A 21,544-nucleotide genomic window follows, 5' to 3' on the forward strand; every position below is an offset into this window, starting at 1 on the left:
CGAATCATTCACCGGGACGTTTGGGCTGAACCCCCTTGTCCTGATTTCGCATCGCTCGCTGGCCGTCGGCACCCGGTCGCATGCGTTCACGCCCTTCGCCTTGGCGGCCACGCATGCCTTGCGTTCGACCCTCGCGAAAAGCCGTCAGAGCTGCCGCGAGTTCTTTTTCATTGAGTGCGCCGTCACCATCCTTGTCGTGGTCCTTGATCAGCTTCGCTGCGATCTTGGTCGGATTCAATTGCAACCCTGCCCCCGCGCGACGCCGGGCTTGTGGGTCACGCTCGCCATCTTTGTCCAAACGATTTGGCTTTTGAGCGAACGCGACCGACGAAATCAGCGGCAACGCCGTGCTGCCGGCGAGCAGTTTCAACAAGAAACGACGTCGCTGGGGATGTTCTTCTGCCGATTGAACCAAGCTTTCGGTTTCGGTCTTCATGGTTGACTCCTCGATGAGAACTGAGGCAAGGATTTTGACGACGAAGGTCGTCGTGAAAAACGCGAGTGGATGGACGCGTCGACAATCACACGGACGTGATCGCCTCGTCGACCAAATGACATCAAACTGAGATCGATTGTTTGGCGGTCTTCACTGAGCGTGATGACATCGCCGATGCGTGACGCATCCAGTTCCAGGCCTCGTCCGAACGGCAGGCTGGCTGCACTCCGCAGTGAGAATCGGCCATCCGTTGCGAACAGCGTTTTGTCTTCAACAATCACACCGAGAATCGGCTGTTGAAACGTGATGCTGCCTTCGACCAATTCCAAGTCGCGAATCGTGGGACGCTGGCGATTGTTCTCGGTGTCGATCGGAATCTTCGGATTGAACATCAATAAAAACGAGCGAACGCGGTGACCCGTTGAAACCTCTGCGGGCAACAATAACGCCGCTTTTGTGTACCGTCCGGGGACCGTGAGATCGACGGAGCATGGTGACTGCAGTCGAGTCGCATAGCCCTCGGGCAACACAAAGATCCGACGGTCGCTTTGGATCCGGTTGACCAATCGGGGCCAAGGAGGAGCAAAACGGAAGGCACCGGTTGACTTGACGATTCCCGACCCAAACGGCCACAACTTTTCAAAACGCCCGGTGTCGAACGCGATGTCGCTCATGCTGCCATCCGAAGACAATTCGACGCTCTGCCCCTCGGTCAGCAAACGCTTGTGATGATCCTTGTCCGTGACCACCTCGACTTCGCCGTCAAAGACGGAGACCTTTGACAGTCCATCGCGTTCCAGTTCAATCCCAAACGCGGTTCCCAAGTCGATGACCTGTGCCGAGGGTGTGTCGACTCGAAAACCTTCTGCGCCCGGCGGCACGGTGGCGGACAGAAGGCCGTAGGCCAACTTGGTCCGATCCATCGATTGCAGTTCGTAGGATGCCGGGCCCTCCAGCGTGACTTCGACGCCGCTGTCGAATTGAACTTGAACGATGCCGGATCGCAGACGAATGGTTCGAGCGTTCAACCGGTCGCCGGATTGGGACGCGTGATCGCTTTCCCAGGTGGCATCGATGGACTGAACCAGAGTCGCGAACGTTGTGTCGATTTCGTTGTCGGGGGATGCCGGCGAAGAGGGATTCTGTGCGACGGACGGGGTGGTTGGTCGGCCAGACTTCGAAGGATCGACCTTGGTCCGAATCACCAATCCAGTGACCAGCAACACGGTCGCCGCGATGGCGGCAACGCCCCACGTGAGTCGCTGACTTCGTCGATGTGTGGCGAGAGCGACTGGTCTGGACGTGGGCTCCGCGGGATTGGATTCATCAGGTCCCGATTGGGTGAACTGTTGCCAGCTCAATTCGGCCGTCATTCGCTCGTCAAAGTGAACCGCGTCAGCGAACTGCTTGGCGTGATCCGGATTCGCATTGATCCAGCTTTCCAGTTCAGACAGTTGATCCGGCGTCAGAGTTTCATCCAGGTAGCCGTCGATCAAGGTTGGGTGGCGGTTGTTCATCCGTTCGCTCCTTCGGAGACGAACTTGTCTTCGATGCATTCACGCAGTTGCTCTCGAATCCGCTGCAAGGCTTTGGAGACCGAGTTCGCTGTCATGCCGATTTGTTCGCTGATCGCAATCGGTTTGAGTCCTTTTTGATATCGCAATTCGCAGATCTTTCGAGCACGGCCAGGCAGTTGATCGAGGCATGTGGGCAGGTGATCGAGTTCTTCGGGGGGAGAGGACTGCTCAAACGTGGACTGCAAATTCGCGATCGTTTCCTCGCTGAAGACCAGGCGGTCCCGTCGTCGGCGGCGCAGGTACAAACTGATTTGGTTGCGAGCGACGCCGATCGCCCAGCCCTGAAACGCTTGCGAGGAATCGTAGGATTCAAATGAGTTCAAAACCGCGAGTGCTGTCTCTTGCAGCACGTCTTCACGGTCACGCCGATCTCGAACCACCGACGCAACGAAAGCAGCCACCACCGGCTGAGCCGAGGTCCACAATCGGGTCGCATGGCGTGTTGAATCGTCCACTCAAAACTCCTGGAATTGGTTTGGCATCAGTTCCTTATCCGCTCGAATCCAATCATGACATGAAAGCGATCGGATTTATTGAATTTTGTCATTCTCTGCTCCGCCATGTCCCCCAGCATTCTTGGCGGCTGAAGTAGGATGGAACCCTCATTCCCACCTCAAAGACTGGCGTGAACAAACGTTTGCTTGCCTGTCCCCGCCTCATTTATCGCACGTTTGCATGACTCATTTAAAATTTGGAAAACGATCTTCCGCCCTCGATCGACGAGCTTTCCTGAGCGGCACTGCCAAGCTAGGGATGGCCGCGGGAACACTGGGATTGAACAGTTCGCTGTTGCCATCGTTGGCCTCCGCCGACGATGGCAAGCCGCCGAAACGAGTCTTGCTGCGATCCTCCTGGCAAACCGTCAACATCGGCGACATCGCTCACACGCCAGGCGTGCTGAGCATCCTTCGCGAGCACCTGCCCGACGTGGAGGTCACGCTTTGGCCGTCCAATGTTGACAACGGCGTGGAGGAATTGCTGCGAAAGGAATTTCCCAAACTGAAGATTGCCAAGCCGCGATCCGAAGCATTGAAGCAAGCCTTCCGCGAATGCGATTTCCTACTGCACGGATCAGGAGCATCCATCGTCGCCGAACGTGACTTGATCCGATGGCGAGAGGAAACGGGAAAGCCGTACGGCATCTACGGGATCACTTTCCCAATGAAGAAATCCTCCGCGACCAGGGCTCGCAACGAGGACGCGATGGCTCGTTCGGTCGAAGTATTGAGTCATGCCCGGTTTGTGTTCTTCCGCGATAGCAAATCGCTCGCTCTCGCGAAGAGTCTCGGTGCCTCGTCGCCGGTGATGGAATTCGGTCCCGACGGAGCCTTCGCCTGCGACTTGCGAGATGAGCCTGCCGCCGATCGTTTTTTGGAAGAGAACCAGTTGAAACCGCAGGGATTTCTATGCTGCATCCCGCGACTGCGCTACACGCCGTACTGGACGATCAAATCCCACGTCAAATTTGATCCCGTCAAGCACGCTCGCAACGAAGCGATGAAGGAGCACGACCATGCGGAGCTTCGCGAAGCGATCGTGCAAGTCGTTCGCGAAACCGATCGCAAGGTCTTGGTGTGCCCGGAAGACCGAACGCAGATGGCGGTGGGCAAGGAGATGCTGATCGATCGATTGCCACAGGACGTGCTGTCGCGAGTCGTTTGGCGTCCGAACTATTGGCTGACGGGGGAAGCGGTCAGCGTTTACATGAAGAGCGCCGGGTTGTTCGGCAATGAAATGCATTCGCCGATCATGTGCATCGGTCACGGCATCCCCGCGATCGTTTGTCGGTTCGAGGAACAAACCAGCAAAGGCTATATGTGGGAGGACATTGGTTTGGGAGACTGGTTGTTCGATCTGGATTCGGAAACGGATCGCAACCGCATCGTGCCGGCGGTTTTGCAGCTGGCAAATGACTTGGACGCGGCCAAAGCCAAGGCGGAGGAGGCACGCCGATTCGTCGAAAACCGCCAACGAGAAACGATGGCGGTACTGCAACAGGAACTCGCCAGCATCTCCTGACCCCGGAGCTTGAAAGCGGAGGCACATCTGAGGGGATGAGCATGGATGGCTCCGGAGGAGTCTGCGTTGATAGCTCGGGGCGGGATCGCGAGACCGGCTGTCTTCATCCCGGTAGGGATGTCAGACGGTAGCCGGTGGTCGCTGCAACGCAGCGCACCACCGGAAAACGAACGTACCCCCAAATACTCCGCCTCCCGCCGTGGCCATCGGCCACGGCGGGAGGCGGAACGGGAAGGTGGGATTGACATGTCCGTCGGTGGCGCGATCGCTTGCCGACGGCTACCGTCTTGAATCCCTGCCGGGATGAAAACTCGCGCAACCACAATGCTTCACAACACAGAGCATTTCGCAGTCCAGCGTTGGCCTAGGTTGAGCGCAGGAACCGTGGCCAACGCCAAGCGACTCACATACCCGATGACACCTGCGTACCTGTCTACGCCGTCAACACCATCAAAAACGATCGCTCCGCTTGGGGCCGCTTCCTTCGCTGGTACCGAGGCACGGGTGAAAAACACCGTCTTTTGCACCCGTGCCTCGGAAGCAGCGAACGCAACCCCGCGTCACGCCATCCACGCCCAGTCGCGCAAGTGCTGCAGACCGAGCCCTATTCAGCTAAAGTCAACACCCGTTCTCCCCCATTTCCAAGCATAGACGACACCCTGTCGTCCAGAACCCCGTTAGCCGCCGCTAGTGTTCCCTGACTTCAAACCATATCACGACTTGCTCCCAGACGGTTGGTTTACCACGCCGGATGATCGCGCTTCGTTGCTCGCATCCGAGCTTCAGCGAGAATTACCGCCCGGACACCTGCTCAACAACGTCCCGGTCACCGTGGTTGCGCATCGCGACGCCACTGACGACATCCTCTGCTGGCATCACGATTCTCCGGAACGTTTCACCGTCATACATCTATCATGGCGTGGTCGCGAAGAGGTCAACGCTGAACATCCAGCGGTTGAATCTGATGGCACGTTTGACGACTTTCTTGCCTATGAGCGTCGCCATTCTGCTTGACCGCGGCGGCTAACATGGTTTTTACGCAAGGCCACGGCTTCGTCGTTGGAGCATCATTTGGTTTGCCACGTGCAATCGCTCCGTTGTCGCGTTTTGGTTTGCTACGCCGTGGACACCGCCTCTTTGGTAACGTGGCTTCTTTTTGGTAGACTGATTTGTGTTGCGACGCTTTTTGACTTCGGAGAGAAGCGGTGTCGTAAAAACTTTCCGTTGGCCGACCCAGAGATCACTAATGTCCGTGACAATCTCGATTGCGCCGACCAGCGAGGACACGTGGATCATCCGCAATGCCGTGTACCGATGGCTGGTCGCGCGTGTCGCCGACTTGCATGCTGACCAACCGGACGTCGTCGAGCAACTGACGATCAGCGGCTACTGCGGCGGAATCTCACTCGACCGCCATCTGCAGGAATCACCTGAGCTCGCCCGTCGCATCGCCGATGCGCTTCGTGCAACTATCGACCACATTCGCACACATGCTGGTCCGCTAACCGATGATTCCGATGCACCGTGGCCTGAGCTGCAACCGCAGGTTTGCACCGCTCTCGATGACTTGCAGTTGCTGCTTGACCGTTTTGCGGTGGTGGCTGATCCGTAGCGCAGGGTCGGCCAACAGGGATTATACGCAATGGCCTTTGGAACACCTTCCTTGGTTGGGCACGCGGGCTGGCATTGGTACAATCTCCCGTAGTTCAGATGTCGCTTCGTTCGTTTAGGCGGTGTCGTGAATAACTTCCTTTGTGCGGACTCCTCCAAGGAATACCGATGCTTACCCCCAATTATAACGCTGTAATCCGCCAAGACGGCGAATGGTGGATCGGGTGGATCGAGGAGGTGCCCGGCGTCAATTCGCAGGGTGCGACCCGTGACGAACTGATCGACAACCTGCGCGAGGCCCTTTCAGAGGCCATCGAAATGAACCGCGAGGATGCCCGTAAGGCTGCTGGCGCAGCATACGAAGAGGTGGCAATTCAACCGTGAAACGCCGTGACCTCATTCGACATTTGAACGACAGCGGCTGCGTTTTAGTGCGTGAGGGCGGCAACCATTCTTGGTGGTGCAATCCCGCTACTGGTGCACGGTCAGCGGTGCCGCGTCATCGCGAGGTTTCTGATCACTTGGCACGTAAAATCTGCCGTGATCTTGGGATCCCAGAACCGTAGGCCGCACAACAGGGGTTTTACGCTAGGACTGCGGCACACCTTCGTTGGTAGGCAACGCGCGTTGGCAATGGTGCACCTTCTGATGATTCAAACTCCAACGCTTCGCTTAGGGTGGTGTCGCAAAAGACTTTCGTTGGGCGACCCTAGAGCGATCTGATGTCACGATCACCGGGAATGACCCGCGCGACTTCGATTCCGTCCTGAATTAATCGGTAAAAGATGACATAACGCCCAACAACGCTACTGCGAATGTCGGCACCGTACTCGTTCCGCAATTCACCGAAATCTGGAACCGTCGAAATGAGCCTGCACTTCTCTTCGATCTTCTCGATCCAATTCGCTGCCGCGCTCGGCTTGTCCCTCGCGATGAAATCAAAGATATCGGACAAGTCCTGTTTCGTTGTCGGCGAAATGAATAGCTTTGCCATCTAGCTGGCGTCTTCAACTGCCGCTTTGGCGCGTGCTCGCAGTTCTGAAAACACTTCGTCGCCGTCAATTCCCAGTCCCGCATCGAGTTCGTTGATGCCCTTCTGGATATCGGCTCGCAATCGTTGTCGGCTCATCAATAGCCGAACCCCTTCGGTGATCGCCTCGCTTGTCGACTCAAATTCGCCGGACGTGACGAGACCCTCAACAAACTGCATCGCATCGTCTGGTAGTTGTATATTCATTCCAGTGTTCCTTTTTCACGACCGGTTCGCCCAGCAGGGGGTTGCCGCAAGGGCCTTTGGCACGCCCTCGATTGTAGGCGACTTGGGCTGGCATTGGTAGAAACGCCCCAGGTGCCACGTTTTTCGCTTCGTTCAGCGCGGTGTCGTAAAAGACTTCCGTTGTCGGTCATTGGCTGATCCAATGCTCATGCAAATCACGCTCGGACAATTTGTTCATCTCGACCATAGCGGGATCGGCGTTGTTGTTGCACTGCTGTCAGTCGGCGATGTGCGATAGCAAGACTTCACCGTGATTCCCGGCTGCTTCCACAACGATCCACCGATCGCTGATGCAGACCAGCGCGCAATCAACGTCCTTGACGAATCTGACGCATCGACTCGCTGGAAACACCTCGTCAGCGCGAGCAATCGCCACTTCAAGCTCCTCGATCAAACCGAATGGCCCGCCCAGCTCGTGCGAGACGCATCCTTCTTCTTCACTTGGATGAATCACTGGAACAACGCCGCCGCCGATGCTTTCTGCGATGCTCTCAGAACGCTAAATATTAGCCCCACCGAAACGGTCACGATATTTTGGATGCGCGAACATGCGGTCGAATCCAGTTAAGACGCGTTTACACGCAACTGGATCAATTTCCTCCTCAGCAGGCAGGGGATGTCGATTGATGAAGGGCAGCATTTGGTTGTGGACGAGGCAACGAGTCCCTTTGCCGACCGCTTCGCTGTCGACGACAAAGCGGCCCTTCCAGACTTCGCCTGGAATCGAATCAAAGAACGATTCGGATCGCAGTTTGTGTTTCAACTTGCCGCGAAACAACCGCTTCAGAATCTGCTCAGGCACGAACACACTGGCCCGACTGCTTTGCCGAACGCCGTTGGCCCGTGCCCAGCGTGCGGCGGTGACATCATGAAATTCGACGCGATGGCTTCCGTCAAAGGTCAAGTTCCACAATGGATCAGCCTCTGCAAAAACTGCACTGCCAATTTCTCGAAACCGTCTTGGGAACTGGAATCTGGCGACAGTTTCTGCACCATCTTCATCTAGCAACCGTGGCCACTAACAGGGTTTTTGCGCAGAGCCGCGGCTTCGTCGTTGGAGCGTTGTTTGGTTTGCCGCGTCGTTCGCTTCGTTGACGCATTTTGGTTGGCAACGACGCGGACACCGCCTCTTTGGCGACGTGGCAATCCTTTGGTAAACTGTTTGGAGTTGCGACGCTTGTTGGCTTCTGAGTGAAGCGGTGTCGTGAAGAACTTCCGTTAGGCGACCTAGCCAAGTCTGAATATCAAGACATTCTTGCAAACGCTACGCAACTGCCGATCGACGACCGTCTTCGACTGATCGACGACTTGGCCTCGTCGGTTCCCGACGACCATCCACCACGTCTTTCACCTGAGTGGCTTGCTGAGATCGACCGCCGCAGCAATGAGATTGACACTGGAACTGTCGAAACTGAAAGCTGGTCAACGATTCGCGCCCGGTTGTTTGAACAAAACGCTGTCCGCGATGCAGGTTGATTTTCACCCTGATGCGACAATTGAACTTTCCGATTCCGCCGAATGGTACGCCGAACGAAGTTCGAGAGCTGCTCGCAACTTTTTGGTGGCAGTTGATGTAGCGGTTGCGCCAATCATGGACGATCCCAAACGGTTCCTCAGCATTGACGATCGGCACCAATCCTGTAGTGTCATCAAGTTTCCGTTTCAAATAGTTTTTCGCGTTAACGATGATCGTATCGTTGTCATTGCAGTTGCCCATGCAAAACGCCGTCCTGGATATTGTTGCGGCCGGTAGCGTTAGGGTCGCCTAACTATTCGGGATTTAGGGTCAGCGAGTTACGAGCCTGGATCTAAATGCTCATTCAAGGCGAGCCGCTTTGCGGTGAGGGCGAGCCGGCGACCGTTCCCTGGTGGTTTTGTCCGTTGGTGCCTGCTCTGACGGAGGGCTCTATCCGCGTTCCGGTTCGGGGCGATGCTTTGGGCGGCCGCTTTCGATCAGTGGCACGGTGTTTCGAGTTGGGCCGGGTCGATGAATGGTGTTTGCGTTAGTCGCTTCGCGATCACCTTCGCTCTTTGGCATCCGTAACGACTTCCACGGTGGCGAGAGCTCTGTCGATCTTTTCTTGATGCTGCGACAGCGTGATATTGGATTGTTGCAGCTGGGGTGTTTCCCGTGACGTTACTTCAGCTCAACACGTGTTGGTCGAGCTGTCTCGGACGTCATGATCCGTGGGAGTTGGAACACGTCGCCCGCTGCGTTGGAAAAGTACAGGTGGGAGTGCGACGGTTTTCGTCCGTGTCCATCCGCCCAGATGGCAAAGAAGTCCGGGTGCGCGTTGAGGGCTCGGCGAACGTAGGTGTGGTTCATCTCGCTGCCTTGGGTCATTTGCCGCCTCTTGGTCCAGGTCGCGCCTTGGTCGACGCTCTTCCACATCGCGACTTCGCCGCCCGGGTTGTAGGGCTGCGGTCCGGGTTCGGTTGGGCCGACGACTCGCCAGTCGTCTTTGGCCAGCAACCAGAGTTCGCCGGCGTCGTAGTTGTTGTCCGATGTGGTGATGGGCGAGCGTTTCCATTCGCTACCTGTCCAGCGTGCCAGCATCCAGGTGCGAGGATCGTTCTTGGGGCCGGATTCGTATCCCTTGCTGGTGATGTACAGCAGCACGGGATGGTCGTTGGTGTCATAGCGAAGGTCTTTCAGGTACACGTTCAGACCTTCCGCTTCGTAATCGTGGATCAGTGCTTGGTTGTGGACTTCCTTGAGCGGCAGCGTCAGTTCGTCGCCGCCGGCCGTTCGCCAGGTGTCTCCGTTGTCAGCTGTTTCGAGGTAGTACAGATTGGTGCGCCAGTTCAGTCCTTTGCCTTGCGGGTGATAGTTGAACGTCGACCCTGCTTTGGCCGCGCCGACGCCACTGACTTGGTAATGGCCTTGCCCGATCGCGGCCAGGCGTTGCCACGAACTCCACTGGCGACCGTCAGGACTGCTCATGAAACAAATGGTTCGGGCAGCGGGGTAGTTGTAGCGGGTGAAAAAACCTTGGAAGCCGTTGTCCGAGTGCCACATCTGCATGTAGGAAAAGTTGTTGATCGGCGTGCGACCGTCTTCCTCGGCGCGAGTTGCCTCCACCAGTTCAAACTCGGCGATGTCGTAGGGACGTTTGCTGCGGTGAATGTAGGACGGGCGTGACTGACCGTGGGAGGTCGAGAAGATCCAAATGTGTCCTTTGTCGTCGACGGAAATCACGGGGTTGTCATGCGCGTCGTCGGTCTGCTTGTCCAGCAGGATCGTGGGGCGGGGAACGGTGTTGGTTTCGTGATCGTAGTAAGAAACCATGTGCAGCAACTTGCGGCTGTCGTCTGCCGTCGCGCCTCCGAAGCAGAAGAACGTTTTGTTGACTTGTTCGCAGTGGATCGCAAACGGTTTGTGCTTGGCACAGTAAGTTCCCAGGCCACCGCTGTACTTGTAGACGTATTCATCGCCCGAGGGCTGGTTCATGTACCAAATGCCTCGGTAGCCATCGGCCTTTTGGTTCAGCGTCACCGGATCATCGGCACGGGCATCGTCAGCGAAAAAGAGCGAAGCCATTGCGATCAGCAAGGTGGGCAATCCGAGTTGTGTCTTCATGGTGCTTTCTTAGGTGGGGATGTTGGTGGGGAGGCGGCTGGCTATTCACGTGCTGCCGTTGCCGCGGCGCGGATGAAATCGCCTCGGGTGGTGGTGCCGTTGGCCTTCGGAAGACCAGCGAGCGGCACACTCATCGACTCGGCCAACGCTCGCCAGCGTTGTTCCAGTTTGGCGTCGAGCGGTTGGTCAAGTTCGACAGCGTGCCCTGGTGCGGCCTCGGTGTATTGCCCGTGCAGTTTCTTGCCGCGTGGTTTGCGTGGTGTTCCCTCGGGATACAGTTTCAACAGTCCTCCAGCGGCGCCCCACCACTGCACGCCGGCAAAGTCGGGTGAATCAGGCAGCACGTCGCTGACGTAGATCGTGGCAGAACCATTGGCGTGCAGTTGACTTTGAAGGCTCGCGACGTCGACTTGCTGTACCGGTTGATCTAGCTGCACGGCCAGAGCTGCAGCGTGCCCGGCGGCTTGTCCCAACGACATCCAGACCGGTTCCAGCCGCAACGCACAGAATCCGACGTGGGAGGATGAAACGGCCCCCGGTACCAACAAGTTGTCGATCTCTTTGGGGAGCAAGACTCCGTAGGGGATCTGATACGGCGGCACGGGATTGTAGAACTCGCCGCTATGTTTGCCGCCGAAACGGGGCCCTTCGTGGTGGGTGCCGTGGCAGTTGTTCCCGTAGTCCGCCATGGCGATCGAGTCGCGGTGGAATTTCGCACGCGTGCCTTCCTCTGCGTACTCGCTGTCCGTCTGCGTGTAGATGGAAACTCCTTGCATGCGGCGAGCTTCTCGCACATACAGTTGCGGTGGCAGATGATTGGTGTCCAGAAATTCGTCGCGGCACCATCCCCACTGCTTGGCTTCTTGGCGAAACGCTTCGGGAACCTCCGGGTCGTTTTGCAGGAAATACAGCAGCCCGACTTGATCTCGGAGGTGCTCGTCATAAATCGCTTGGCGTTCTTCTGCGGTGCCGTCTGGCCAACCGAGGTTTTTGCCTGGCAATGAAAGCCGCACCAAGCCTCGCGAGACATCGTTGATGTCGTATTTGCCACCGGGCAACACGGGCAGGTGGGCTTTGAAAATGCATTTGCTCGGGTAGTCGAAAACACGTTCAATCTTCTTTGATGCGATCGCATCCAGCACGCCCACAAAGTCTTCACGCTGGTAGCCAGGCGGAGCGACAGGGGTCACGCGGTTGGATTCCTCTTGGGTCATGATGAAGCGAAAGTTGTAGGCTTGCAGTTGATCGTCTGCGGCTTCTGGTGCCAGCGATTCGCCGTGTTCATCGCGTCCTTCACGACCAGCCCGCCACTCGACTCCTGCCATCGCCATCAGGTCGCCCTCGTAACTGCCGTCGACAAAGACGCTGCCGCGAATCGTCCGCGTGTTGCCTTGTGGGTCAACCAAGGTGGCCGATTCGATGCGTTTCTGCGATTGAGATTCAGAGAGCTTCAACGCCGAGAGAGCGTGTTGATGGATCCGTTCCACGCGGGGGTGTTCGTCCAGCAAGGCGTGGAACACAGCGAGGTTGACTTTGGGTTCGCCGAATGTGCCGTGGTAGGAAGCCTCCACCTGCGGCGAGTCCGGGCCATCGGTTTCGATGTAGTGAGCTTCAACACGATTCGCAAAATCCAGGAACGCCCCGCTGAGGCTTTCGAGCGAATGGAAATCGGTGTGCGACAGACCACTGGTGACCAATCCACCGATTCGGTTGGTCGGTTCGATCAACAGAACCGACTGCCCGGATTTACCAGCAGCCACCGCCGCGGCAATGCCCGCTGGTGTGGCTCCGTACACCACCACGTCAACGTTGGGATCGGCAGCCACCGCTGGGGGTGCTTTGAAACCGCAGAATAAAATCACGGCCCCGGCCAGCCACGCAAATCGACTCATGTTGAAACTCCACAGATAGAAACGCTCCGAAGCACAGCATCATAGCCTCTCCAGCGGGCTGGTTTTCGGCAGGCGAATGGGTTTGATCGACCAGAGATGGAATGCTCGCGCGCCGCGATCCTTCATCGAGTCAGCGCAGACACACGATCAAGAGATGATCCAACCGATGATCCCTGCGAACAGCGTGTAATACAGGAACGCGGGAAGGGTGCGGCGCAGCACCAGGCCTTCTTGTCCGAGCAAGCCGACCACGGCGCAGGCGGCGACCACATTGTGAACGCAGATCATGTTGCCTGCAGCACCTCCAACCGCTTGCAACGCCACACCCCAAGTCGGATCCGTGCCGATGTGTTGAGCGACCGAAAATTGAAACTCGGAAAACATCATGTTGCTGAACGTGTTGGATCCGGCGATGAAGGCTCCCAGGCCACCCACGAGCGGCGCGACCAGCGGCCATCCGTCGCCCATCCACTGACCTGCTTGCGTTGCGAGCACGATCGGCATTTTATCCAGTGTTCCATCGCGACCGCCGTCGGAATGGATGAAGACTTGAACCATCGGCACTGAAAACAGCAACGGGATCGAAGCCCGAGCGATCATGCGAAAGCTGCGACGCCACGCCAATCGAGTGGCTGCGGTTGGTGTCCGGTGCAACGCGACCGTCAGCAGCGAAACCACCACGAAAATCGTTCCTGGCAAATACAGCGGTTCGATCCGAACGCTGACGGACGAACAGCCAAGAATGGAATCGAAATTCCAGGCGACCGAACGGATCGCTTCCGTCACGGGGGCGACCAAGCGGGTGAGCAACAGCAGCACCGCAACCAACAAGTACGGCGTCCAAGCCAACCAGGGTGGCAGGACCCGCATCGCGTTGGGAGACGCAAGCGTGTCCCGCTCTGTCTTTGCGTCCGGCGCTCGCCCGGTCCATTCCGGAGGCCACGTGGACGATTCCGCGAACGTCCACACCTTGCCGTCCCGTGGCATCATCCAACCACGACGGGCCGCCGTCGTCACCAGCGTCAAACCGACCAAGGCACCGATCAGCGAGGGGAATTCCGGGCCCAGGAAGATCGCCGTCAACACGTACGGGACCGTCATTGAAAGCGAGGCGAACAAAGCGAACCGCCAGACAGCCAGTCCCTCGGAAAACTGACGGTTGGCACCGAAGGTTCTGGTCAGCACACAAACCATGATCAGCGGGATGAACAACCCGACGGTCGCGTGCAGCACCGCGACTTTGATTGCGATGAGTTGCAGGAATTCGGACCAGGGGACGAGTCCCTGCTCAACCGCCAGCGTTTGAGCGGCGGCGGATCCGGACAGACCTTTGTCGACGCCGACCAAGATCGGCGTCCCGACCGCGCCAAACGAGACCGGCGTGCTTTGGATGATCATGCCGCAAAAGACCGCGGCCAAGGCTGGGAATCCCAGCCCGACCAACAGCGGAACGCAGACGGCCGCCGGGGTGCCGAAACCGGCGGCTCCTTCGATGAACGATCCGAACAGCCACGCGATGATGATGGCTTGAACCCGAGCGTCGGGCGACAGGTTGCTGAACGAAGAGCGGATCGTGCTGATCGCGCCGCTGACCGTCAAGGATTCCAGCAGCAGAATCGCGCCGAAAACGATGAATAGCAAACTGACTGCAATGATCACGCCTTTGATCGATGCGGCCGCGACCTGCAGAGCGGGGACTTGCCAAACCAAAGCCGACAACGCGGCGGTCAAGACAAACGCGACCGGCATCGCGCGTGCAGCCGGCCAACGCAGCCCGACCAACAACACGCCAACGGTCAGGATCGGCAGCAAGGCGACCAGAGCGAGCATCAAGGTTGCCCCCAAGGGCGCAAAGATCGTTCAGGACTCTTGGTTTTCATTCTGCTTGTCTTGGGTGGGCAATGAAGCATGCTCTTTGCGTTCTTGAGTTTGGCTTCGAAATCATTGGGAAGGAACTTTTGAGACGAGAGTAGGAGGAAGGACGCGAACCCTCCGGTAACACACCAGTCGGATCATTGACTGTTGATGCACTGGGACGCGTTGCAAGTTTTGAAGTTGCGTCTTGTCGATTGGTTTGATTGGCCATCTTCCATGAACATCATAGACAACGGCATCGCCCATGGATGGAGGGTACGTTACGAATGGGGTTGCCAAAGGCGTTTGGCCATCAACGAAATGAACACAGCTTCAAAAGCGTAGGCAAGAGATTTCGATGATCCGCTTGATTGACCAGCGATCAGTCTGCCAATTCACTCCGTTGCTGCATCCATCGTTGGAACACCAAGCCGATCGCGACCAAAGCGAGTCCGATGATCCAGATTTTGGGTTGCACCCAGAACGCCAAACCCAGGCAAGAGGCCAAGCCCAGCCAGGGGACAATCGGAGGGAACAGGCGTTCGTTCACGGTCAGACGCGTTGCTGCGAGGTTGGTCAGCGCGTAGTAGACCAGCACGGTGAAGGCACTGAACGACCAAGTCGTTTTGACATCACCGATCAGCGCGAGTGATCCCACGCCCATTCCCACCGCGATGACAGCGACGTATGGCGTGGAACTCTGGTTCGAGACCGTCGCCAAACCACCAGGCAAGTCACCGCGTCGGCCCATCGCGAAAACAACTCTTGATAGGCCGAGGATCAGGTTGAGAAGCACACCGAGCATTGCGGTCACGGCGCCGATCGAAACCAGTTTGGCGACCAGCGGTGAATTCAATTGGTTCGCAACGAGTTGCAGCGGCGAGGTTGGTTGAGAGGTGGAACTCAATGTCCCCGTTCCGACTGCCGCGACCGCGACGCCTCCAACGATTGCGTACAGCAGCGAAGACACCAGCAGCGTGGCAATGATGGCTCGCGGAATCGTCCGGTGTGGGGTCTGGACTTCTTCGCCGAGTGTCGCAATTCGGCCATAGCCCGTGTAGGCAACGAACATCAACGCGCAAGCCTCCAGGAACTGCCGCGTTGCGGTCGCGGGATGATCCGATGTAAACAGCGGTGTCATGTTGGCGAAGCCTTCTCGCCAAGCGACCGGCAAGCCTGCGATCACGAAGCTGGCCAGCGCGATCAGCGTCGTGCTGACGATGGCAATGTTGGTCCAATTGGACCGCCGGATCCCGCCCAGCAACAACAACGTCGTTGCAAGCACCGCACCAACGGCCACTGGCACGACCCAACCCACGCGATCGATTTCGAGGAGTTGCAGGGCGTACCCGGCAAGGCCCAACGCGGCGGTCGCAGCTGAAGCGGACTTGGCACACAGAAACATCCAGCCGGCCGTGAAGCCCAGCGATGGTGTCAGCCAGCGATACCCGTACTCATAAGTGCCGCCACTGACTGGATGCACCGCCGCCAGTTGTGCGCTGCTGAGCCCATTGAAGGCGGCAACCAAGGCGGCAACGAGAATCGCAAACACGACGGATGGGCCGGTGATTCCCGCCGCGATTCCGATGCTGACAAAGACCCCGGTGCCGATGATCGATCCCAGTCCCATCATCATGGCGCCGAACAGACCCACGTCACGGCGAAGTTGTGCAGGCTCTGGGGTGCGGGATGATTGCAAATCTGCGGTCATGAGCGGGCAACGTGAAAATCAAAGCGAGAGGGGCGTTGGCGGTGGACGCGAGTGTATCGAGGGAGACAAGTCGGCGAAGCCCTGGAGGGACAGCAGGTGGAGCCGGCGGATTGACTCCTGTCTTATGCACCAGCCACGAAGTGGCGACAGGATGTAGCCATCGGCGCCAGCCGATGGAATCGAGGGAAACGAATCGGCGAAGTCCTGGAGGGACGGCAGGTGGTGCGGGCGGATTGAGTCCTGTCGCCCCTTCAGGGCTTGGTGGGTTGTTGGGGAGTTTGTTTCCACGGGCTGACGCCCGTGGCGACAACATGTCGTCCCGATCGGGACTGAGGTGAGTCGTGACGACAACGTGTTGTCCCTGTCGGGACTGAGTTGAGTTGCGAGGACTGTGTGTCGTCCAATTGGAATGGAGTTCGATCGCGAAATCGGGTCGATCCGATGCCTCCGCGAACCAGCCACGAAGTGGCGACAGGATGTAGCCATCGGCGCCAGCCGATGGGTATCGAGGGAGACGAATTGGCGAAGTCCCGGAGGGACGGCAGGTTGTGCGGGCGGATTGACTCCTGTCGCCCCTTCAGGGCTTGGTGGGTTGTTGGGGAGCTTGTTTCCACGGGCTGACGCCCGTGGCGACAACATGTCGTCCCTGTCGGGACTGAGTTGAGACGTGGTGCCAACATGTCGTCCCTGTCGGGACTGAGGTGAGTCGCGAGGACTGTGTGTCGTCCAGTTGGAATGGAGTTCGGTCGCGAAATCGGGTCGATCCGATGCCTCCGCGCACCAGCCACGAAGTGGCGACAGGATGTAGCCATCGGCGCCAGCCGATGGGTATCGAGGGAAACGAATCGGCGAAGTCCCGGAGGGACGGCAGGTGGTGCGGGCGGATTGAGTCCTGTCGCCCCTTCAGGGCTTGGTGGGTGTTGGGGAGTTTGTTTCCACGGGCTGACGCCCGTGGCGACAGCATGTCGTCCCTGTCGGGACTGAGGTGAGACGTGGCAACAATGCGTCGTCCCTGTCGGGACTGAGGTGAGACGTGGCGACAACGTGTTGTCCCTGTCGGGACTGAGTTGAGTCGCGAGCACTGCGCGTCGTCCAATTGGAATGGAGTTCGGTCGCGAAATCGGGTCGATCGGATGCCTCCGCGCACCAGCCACGAAGTGGCGACAGGATGTAGCCATCGGCGCCAGCCGATGGGTTTCGAGGGAACGAATCGGCGAAGTCCCGGAGGGACGGCAGGTGGTGCGGGCGGATTGAGTCCTGTCGCCCCTTCAGGGCTTGGTGGGTTGTTGGGGAGTTTGTTTCCACGGGCTGACGCCCGTGGCGACAACGTGTCGTCCCTGTCGGGACTGAGGTGAGTCGCGGCGACAACGCGTCGTCCCTATCGGGACTGAGGTGAGACGTGGGGACAACGTGTTGTCCCTGTCGGGACTGAGGTGGGGCACAAAGAGCAAACGAGAATCGCTGGCGGTGGACCTACAGCCCGGTGCTGGTGTGGATTAGGATGTAGGACCAGCAAGCGCATGCTGCGTCACGGCCCTTTCCTCCAACGAACGTCTCGACCATGCCTTTGTTCGAAATCGAAACCGACGCCCACATCATCATCACCTGGGCTGAAAATGAAGACGCCGCTCGCGAAGTGGTGGATGACGCGTACCCCGAAGATGAACTGATGCGGCTCACCAAACGCCCTCGGGATTCTTGGGTGATCAGCAAAGGTGCTTTGGGTCTGACCGACCGAACGCTCGACCCGTGCATGACAGCTCGCGATTGCCTGAGCAAATCAGCGGGCGACAAGGTCAACGCAATCCGTTTGTACCGAATGGAAACTGGCTGCGACCTCGAACAAGCCCGCATCGCGATCGAATCCAATATGGTGATGGGATGGTGAAGGACTCGCTTGAGGCCTCCCCACATCCTTTCCTTTCCGATTGAGATTCCATGATGAAACCAGCGTCGCTCCCCAACCCATGGCTGTGGTTTGCGTGGTTGATGCTGGTGCCTCTGCTCGCTGGCTGCGATGGATGCCGCCAAACCGAGGACATTGATCTCAAAGATGAGGTCGAACAGCAGAAGCTGCCTCCCTTCACGTTCAGCTCCGCGAAGGCTTTCCCTGCGACGCGACCCGACGCGGGAACCAAAGGTGCCACGGACGGAGCGATCAAGCCAGGGCACTGGTTTGCTGCGGGAGTGGCACTGAAGAGCAACCGCGAAGACGAACGCGGCGTGATCCAGACGGAAACGAAACTCACTCGCCCCGTCGACGCGTTCGCTGACACGCTGGAGCAAGCCGAAATCGAACAAAGCCTCGAGGACGCTGCCGCTCGAACGGTCGGCAAGCCCTTCCGCGTCCGCCGGCCTGCCGTGTTGCCACGCGGCCAACGTCGGGAATTGGAAACCCGTGCCCTGGCTCCTGAAGCTGGGGGCAAGGTGCTGGCAGGACTTCAACTTGATGGGGACTTCATCTCGTCGCAAAGCGGTTCTTCCGTGCCCCTGCGATCAAGCACCTTTGCCGCCCTGCCAACTCAGTCCTTCTTCTTTGTGGTGTTGACCGAACGATCCGAGCGATTCACACGCCTGCAGACATCGGACTGGGTCGAGCCGCTGCGAGCGATCGACGAATACTATCGCCCGAGAGAAAACTACCGGATCGTGATCCCCCCCACGCAAGGCGTCTTGCCACTTTCCGAAACGATGCTGGATTGGACCTCGACCGCGGTTCTCTTCTGGGACGATCTGACATCGTCTGCTCTGACGCCCGGGCAACGCAACGCCATTGTGGACTGGGTGCACTTTGGCGGGATCCTGATCGTCAACGGTCCCCCAGGAACTGACGCGATCGAGGACGCAAACCTGAAGTCGCTGCTGCCGATCCAATCGGATGGCAACGAAGAAATCAACAGCGACAATGCGATTGCCTTTCTGAAGTCGCATCAGGTCCGCACCGACGAATCACTCCCGGCGATCCAAGCCAGACTGACCGGCGACAACAGCACCGTCGCGGTTGCCGGCCAACCCGCCTCCGACGCCACGTCTCTGGGCGATGGCGACTTGGTCTATCAACGCCGAATCGGGCGGGGGCGAATCGTTCAAAGTCGGGTGGACCTCCTGAGCGAATGGATGACCGCTTGGAAATCCTACGACAGCTTCTTCAACAGCGCCGTGCTCGCTCGGCCGCCACGACGATGCCAGACGGTCAACTCCTACCAATCAATGGTCCCAAGACCGTTCCTCAGTGAGGATGAAATCGACACGGTTTCCGAAGAGGAGATGGCAGCCGTCCTCAATCAACCCTCCTTCGAACAAAAGCTGGTGGGCATGACGCTGGAAGATGTGCCGCCATCGATCAACTCCAGCTTTCGACTGTTCACACGCGACATGCGACTGGGGACGTCCCCGAGCACACCCACCGCATCGCCCGCCCCCGCAACATCCGTCAACGATCCGCCACGAGGGTCCGTTCGATCGCCCAGGGACTACCGAAACCGACTCGAGTCAGAAACTCTGCTGCACCCGGTCAGCGGCGTCGGCGGCTGGAAAGACGACAGCCCTGTGCTGACCTCGTTTCGAAATTCGCTGCAAGAACGGATTGGAGTCACGATCCCCGACTCGTCATTGGTGGTGAAGAGCTTGCTGATCTATTTGATCGTTCTCATTCCTCTCAACTACGCGGTCTTCCGATGGATGGGGCGACTTGAGTGGGCATGGCTGGCGATGATTCCCATTGCACTGGTGGGAGCCTTCCTGGTCGCGCGTGCCGCGCAACTGGACATGGGCTTCGCACGCAGTCGAAACGAACTGGCGTTTTTGGAAATCCCACGGGAACACGATCGCGGGCATCTGACTCGTGCCATCGCATTGTACAACTCGTTGGCCAGCAACTACTCGGTTCAATTCGAAAACCCTGACGCGGCGATCACCATGCTGACCACTCGGCGGACTGATTCACGCAACGCGAATCTGTTCGGTTCCGATGGACTGACACTGCAACTTGGTTTTGATGCAGGACCGAGACTGGACGGGATCGCGGTAGGAAGCAATTCCTTCGCCGCAGTGCACACCGAACAAATGGTTTCCGTTGGGGGCCCGCTGTCGCTCTCTGAAGACGGAGGCACGCTTCGCAACGATTCCAACTTGGACCTGACGGATGTCTATGTGATTCGTCGCCCGTCGGGAGACGACGCGACCTCGAACGTCGAAATCGCTGTGCTGGGAGGAGTTGCTCCAGGGGAATCGCCCTCGTTGTCCTATCAACCCGCCGAACAGATCCGAGTCTCGTCCGAAGTCGATTCGGGAATCCGACTGTGCATGCAGCGAATCCTGACGAGCTCATTCGTTCCGCCGGGCTCCACTCGCTTGCTAGGACGGCTTGCTAGTGTCCCGCCTGACCAAGCCGACGCGGACGAAAGCTCCGCTTGGGGCGGATTGGAAATCTCTCCCAAGTGCAGCCAAGTGAACGCCGGCACGATTGTCTTGGCTCACCTGGAATACTCACCGCTGCACACGCCGCAGCCAGACGAAAATTTGGCCGACGACTTCCGGCCACGCACGACGAAGCTCGAGGAAGAAAAGCGAGCGAGCGAACAGGAACGGTCGAAATCTCCCAACACCGAAGAATCAGACACCTCGAAGGAAACGCCATGATCACCTTGGAAGGCTTCGGCAAAGACTACGGTGAGTTCACCGCGGTCGAATCCATCGACCTGCAAATTGATGCCGGAGAAACGTTTGGATTCATCGGTCCCAACGGGGCTGGCAAGAGCACCACGATTCGTTTTTTGGCAACGTTGCTGCGAGCCACTCGCGGACGCGGCGAGGTCGCAGGTTGCGATGTGATGAACGATCCCATGGGAGTCCGTCGGGCGATTGGATACATGCCCGACAACTTTGGCGTCTACGACGGGATGCGGGTGTGGGAGTTCTTGGACTTCTTCGCGGTCGCCTACGGCATCGCCCGATCGCAACGGGGACCGATCATCGACAACGTGCTCGAACTGCTGGACCTGGGGCATAAACGAGACGATTTCGTCAATGGTTTGTCGAGAGGGATGAAGCAGCGTTTGTGCTTGGCCAAGACGCTGGTCCACGATCCACCGGTGTTGATCTTGGACGAACCTGCCAGCGGGCTGGACCCGAGAGCCAGGGTGGAGGTCAAGGCGTTGCTGAAAGAGCTGCGTCGGATGGGAAAAACGATCCTGATCAGCAGTCACATCCTGACCGAACTGGCCGACTGCTGCACCTCGATTGGAATCATCGAGCGAGGCCAACTGCTGATGAGCGGACCGATTGATCAGGTGTATCGCAAGATCCGACGCAACCGCACGGTCGAAATTGCCTTCACCGAAAACGCAGAAGCGGGGATCTCCATCCTGCGAAGCAGTCCCGCGTTGCGAGACCTGGAGCTGCGTCCCGATCGCGTGATCGCGGAGCTGGAAACCGACGACGCAGGGCTGGCCACATTGCTGAATCACTTGATTGCTCAAGGGGTTCAGATGCGATCGTTTTACGACCGAGACCCAACGCTCGAGGATGTCTTCATGAGCGTCACCGAAGGCCTGGTTTCATAAAGATCGCCGTTGCCGGCGAAGGGA

General features: G+C 58.2%; 20 protein-coding genes. 11 read left to right on the forward strand and 9 right to left on the reverse strand.

All coding sequences use genetic code 11. The annotated features are described in order from the left end of the window. Positions 1-4: 4 nt before the first annotated feature. From RISK_RS26490 to RISK_RS26500, 3 genes are read right to left on the reverse strand one after another with little or no spacing between them, the layout of a single operon-like run. A complete protein-coding gene (locus RISK_RS26490; protein ID WP_047817335.1) occupies positions 5-436 on the reverse strand; it encodes an EF-hand domain-containing protein in 432 nt (143 codons plus the stop codon). Then, entirely contained in the window at positions 433-1,953 is a 1,521-nt protein-coding gene (locus RISK_RS26495; RefSeq protein ID WP_047817336.1) for a FecR domain-containing protein, read from the reverse strand. Before RISK_RS26495 ends, RISK_RS26490 begins: the two co-directional genes overlap by 4 nt. After that, positions 1,950-2,468: a sigma-70 family RNA polymerase sigma factor gene (locus RISK_RS26500; RefSeq protein WP_047817337.1), complete on the reverse strand. Its 519-nt coding sequence runs from the start codon at positions 2,466-2,468 to the stop codon at positions 1,950-1,952. The genes RISK_RS26495 and RISK_RS26500 overlap by 4 nt, the downstream gene beginning before the upstream one ends. Before the next feature lie 220 nt (positions 2,469-2,688). Between RISK_RS26500 and RISK_RS26505 the strand changes: the two genes are divergently transcribed. The 4 genes from RISK_RS26505 to RISK_RS30440 all read left to right on the forward strand — a co-directional run bounded on the left by RISK_RS26505 (position 2,689) and on the right by RISK_RS30440 (position 6,209). After that, positions 2,689-4,032 carry a polysaccharide pyruvyl transferase family protein gene (locus RISK_RS26505; RefSeq protein WP_047817338.1) on the forward strand — a complete coding sequence of 448 codons (1,344 nt, stop codon included), beginning with the start codon at positions 2,689-2,691 and terminating at the stop codon, positions 4,030-4,032. 1,246 nt (positions 4,033-5,278) lie between these two features. Then, positions 5,279-5,644, forward strand: a complete 366-nt coding sequence (locus RISK_RS26515) for a hypothetical protein (RefSeq protein ID WP_047817340.1) — start codon at positions 5,279-5,281, stop codon at positions 5,642-5,644. A gap of 167 nt (positions 5,645-5,811) precedes the next feature. Next, positions 5,812-6,027: a type II toxin-antitoxin system HicB family antitoxin gene (locus tag RISK_RS26520; protein ID WP_047817341.1), complete on the forward strand. Its 216-nt coding sequence runs from the start codon at positions 5,812-5,814 to the stop codon at positions 6,025-6,027. After that, positions 6,024-6,209: a type II toxin-antitoxin system HicA family toxin gene (locus tag RISK_RS30440; protein ID WP_053061317.1), complete on the forward strand. Its 186-nt coding sequence runs from the start codon at positions 6,024-6,026 to the stop codon at positions 6,207-6,209. Before RISK_RS26520 ends, RISK_RS30440 begins: the two co-directional genes overlap by 4 nt. Before the next feature lie 143 nt (positions 6,210-6,352). Here the strand turns inward: RISK_RS30440 and RISK_RS26525 are convergent, their stop codons facing one another. Then, positions 6,353-6,637, reverse strand: coding sequence for a type II toxin-antitoxin system RelE/ParE family toxin (locus tag RISK_RS26525; RefSeq protein WP_047817342.1), 285 nt, complete (start codon positions 6,635-6,637; stop codon positions 6,353-6,355). After that, positions 6,638-6,880: a ribbon-helix-helix domain-containing protein gene (locus RISK_RS26530; RefSeq protein WP_047817343.1), complete on the reverse strand. Its 243-nt coding sequence runs from the start codon at positions 6,878-6,880 to the stop codon at positions 6,638-6,640. 289 nt (positions 6,881-7,169) lie between these two features. Here RISK_RS26530 and RISK_RS33725 point away from each other — a divergent pair, with 289 nt between their 5' ends. The 4 genes from RISK_RS33725 to RISK_RS30465 all read left to right on the forward strand — a co-directional run bounded on the left by RISK_RS33725 (position 7,170) and on the right by RISK_RS30465 (position 8,672). Continuing rightward, positions 7,170-7,487 carry a DUF2947 family protein gene (locus RISK_RS33725; protein ID WP_083435188.1) on the forward strand — a complete coding sequence of 106 codons (318 nt, stop codon included), beginning with the start codon at positions 7,170-7,172 and terminating at the stop codon, positions 7,485-7,487. A gap of 48 nt (positions 7,488-7,535) precedes the next feature. Continuing rightward, complete coding sequence (locus tag RISK_RS32750; protein ID WP_047817345.1) at positions 7,536-7,925, forward strand: hypothetical protein; 390 nt, start codon at positions 7,536-7,538, stop codon at positions 7,923-7,925. Positions 7,926-8,110: 185 nt separating this feature from the next. Next, positions 8,111-8,395: an addiction module protein gene (locus RISK_RS33730; protein WP_083435190.1), complete on the forward strand. Its 285-nt coding sequence runs from the start codon at positions 8,111-8,113 to the stop codon at positions 8,393-8,395. Beyond that, positions 8,310-8,672 (forward strand): type II toxin-antitoxin system RelE/ParE family toxin, encoded by a 363-nt coding sequence (locus RISK_RS30465; RefSeq protein WP_236696741.1) that lies wholly within the window; start codon positions 8,310-8,312, stop codon positions 8,670-8,672. The genes RISK_RS33730 and RISK_RS30465 overlap by 86 nt, the downstream gene beginning before the upstream one ends. A gap of 384 nt (positions 8,673-9,056) precedes the next feature. Here RISK_RS30465 and RISK_RS26550 read toward each other — a convergent pair whose 3' ends face one another. The 4 genes from RISK_RS26550 to RISK_RS26565 all read right to left on the reverse strand — a co-directional run bounded on the left by RISK_RS26550 (position 9,057) and on the right by RISK_RS26565 (position 15,956). Further along, entirely contained in the window at positions 9,057-10,499 is a 1,443-nt protein-coding gene (locus tag RISK_RS26550; protein WP_047817347.1) for a BNR-4 repeat-containing protein, read from the reverse strand. Positions 10,500-10,540: 41 nt separating this feature from the next. Continuing rightward, positions 10,541-12,298 carry an FAD-dependent oxidoreductase gene (locus RISK_RS26555; protein ID WP_047817448.1) on the reverse strand — a complete coding sequence of 586 codons (1,758 nt, stop codon included), beginning with the start codon at positions 12,296-12,298 and terminating at the stop codon, positions 10,541-10,543. A 240-nt stretch (positions 12,299-12,538) separates the two neighbouring features. After that, entirely contained in the window at positions 12,539-14,221 is a 1,683-nt protein-coding gene (locus RISK_RS26560; protein WP_047817348.1) for an L-lactate permease, read from the reverse strand. Between the two features lie 406 nt (positions 14,222-14,627). Further along, the gene (locus RISK_RS26565) at positions 14,628-15,956 is read right to left on the reverse strand and encodes an APC family permease (protein ID WP_047817349.1); all 1,329 of its coding nucleotides are present in this window, start codon (positions 15,954-15,956) and stop codon (positions 14,628-14,630) included. Positions 15,957-17,517: 1,561 nt separating this feature from the next. On the opposite strand from RISK_RS26565, the gene RISK_RS26570 reads away from it, so the two are divergent. The 3 genes from RISK_RS26570 to RISK_RS26580 are packed head-to-tail and all read left to right on the forward strand — an operon-like array spanning position 17,518 to position 21,520. Next, the gene (locus RISK_RS26570) at positions 17,518-17,844 is read left to right on the forward strand and encodes a DUF6793 family protein (protein ID WP_047817350.1); all 327 of its coding nucleotides are present in this window, start codon (positions 17,518-17,520) and stop codon (positions 17,842-17,844) included. Between the two features lie 50 nt (positions 17,845-17,894). Beyond that, a complete protein-coding gene (locus tag RISK_RS26575) occupies positions 17,895-20,597 on the forward strand; it encodes a hypothetical protein (protein WP_047817351.1) in 2,703 nt (900 codons plus the stop codon). Beyond that, positions 20,594-21,520 carry an ABC transporter ATP-binding protein gene (locus tag RISK_RS26580; RefSeq protein ID WP_047817352.1) on the forward strand — a complete coding sequence of 309 codons (927 nt, stop codon included), beginning with the start codon at positions 20,594-20,596 and terminating at the stop codon, positions 21,518-21,520. Before RISK_RS26575 ends, RISK_RS26580 begins: the two co-directional genes overlap by 4 nt. Positions 21,521-21,544 lie beyond the last annotated feature (24 nt).

The organism is Rhodopirellula islandica, assembly GCF_001027925.1.
In the GTDB taxonomy this organism is placed as follows: domain Bacteria; phylum Planctomycetota; class Planctomycetia; order Pirellulales; family Pirellulaceae; genus Rhodopirellula; species Rhodopirellula islandica.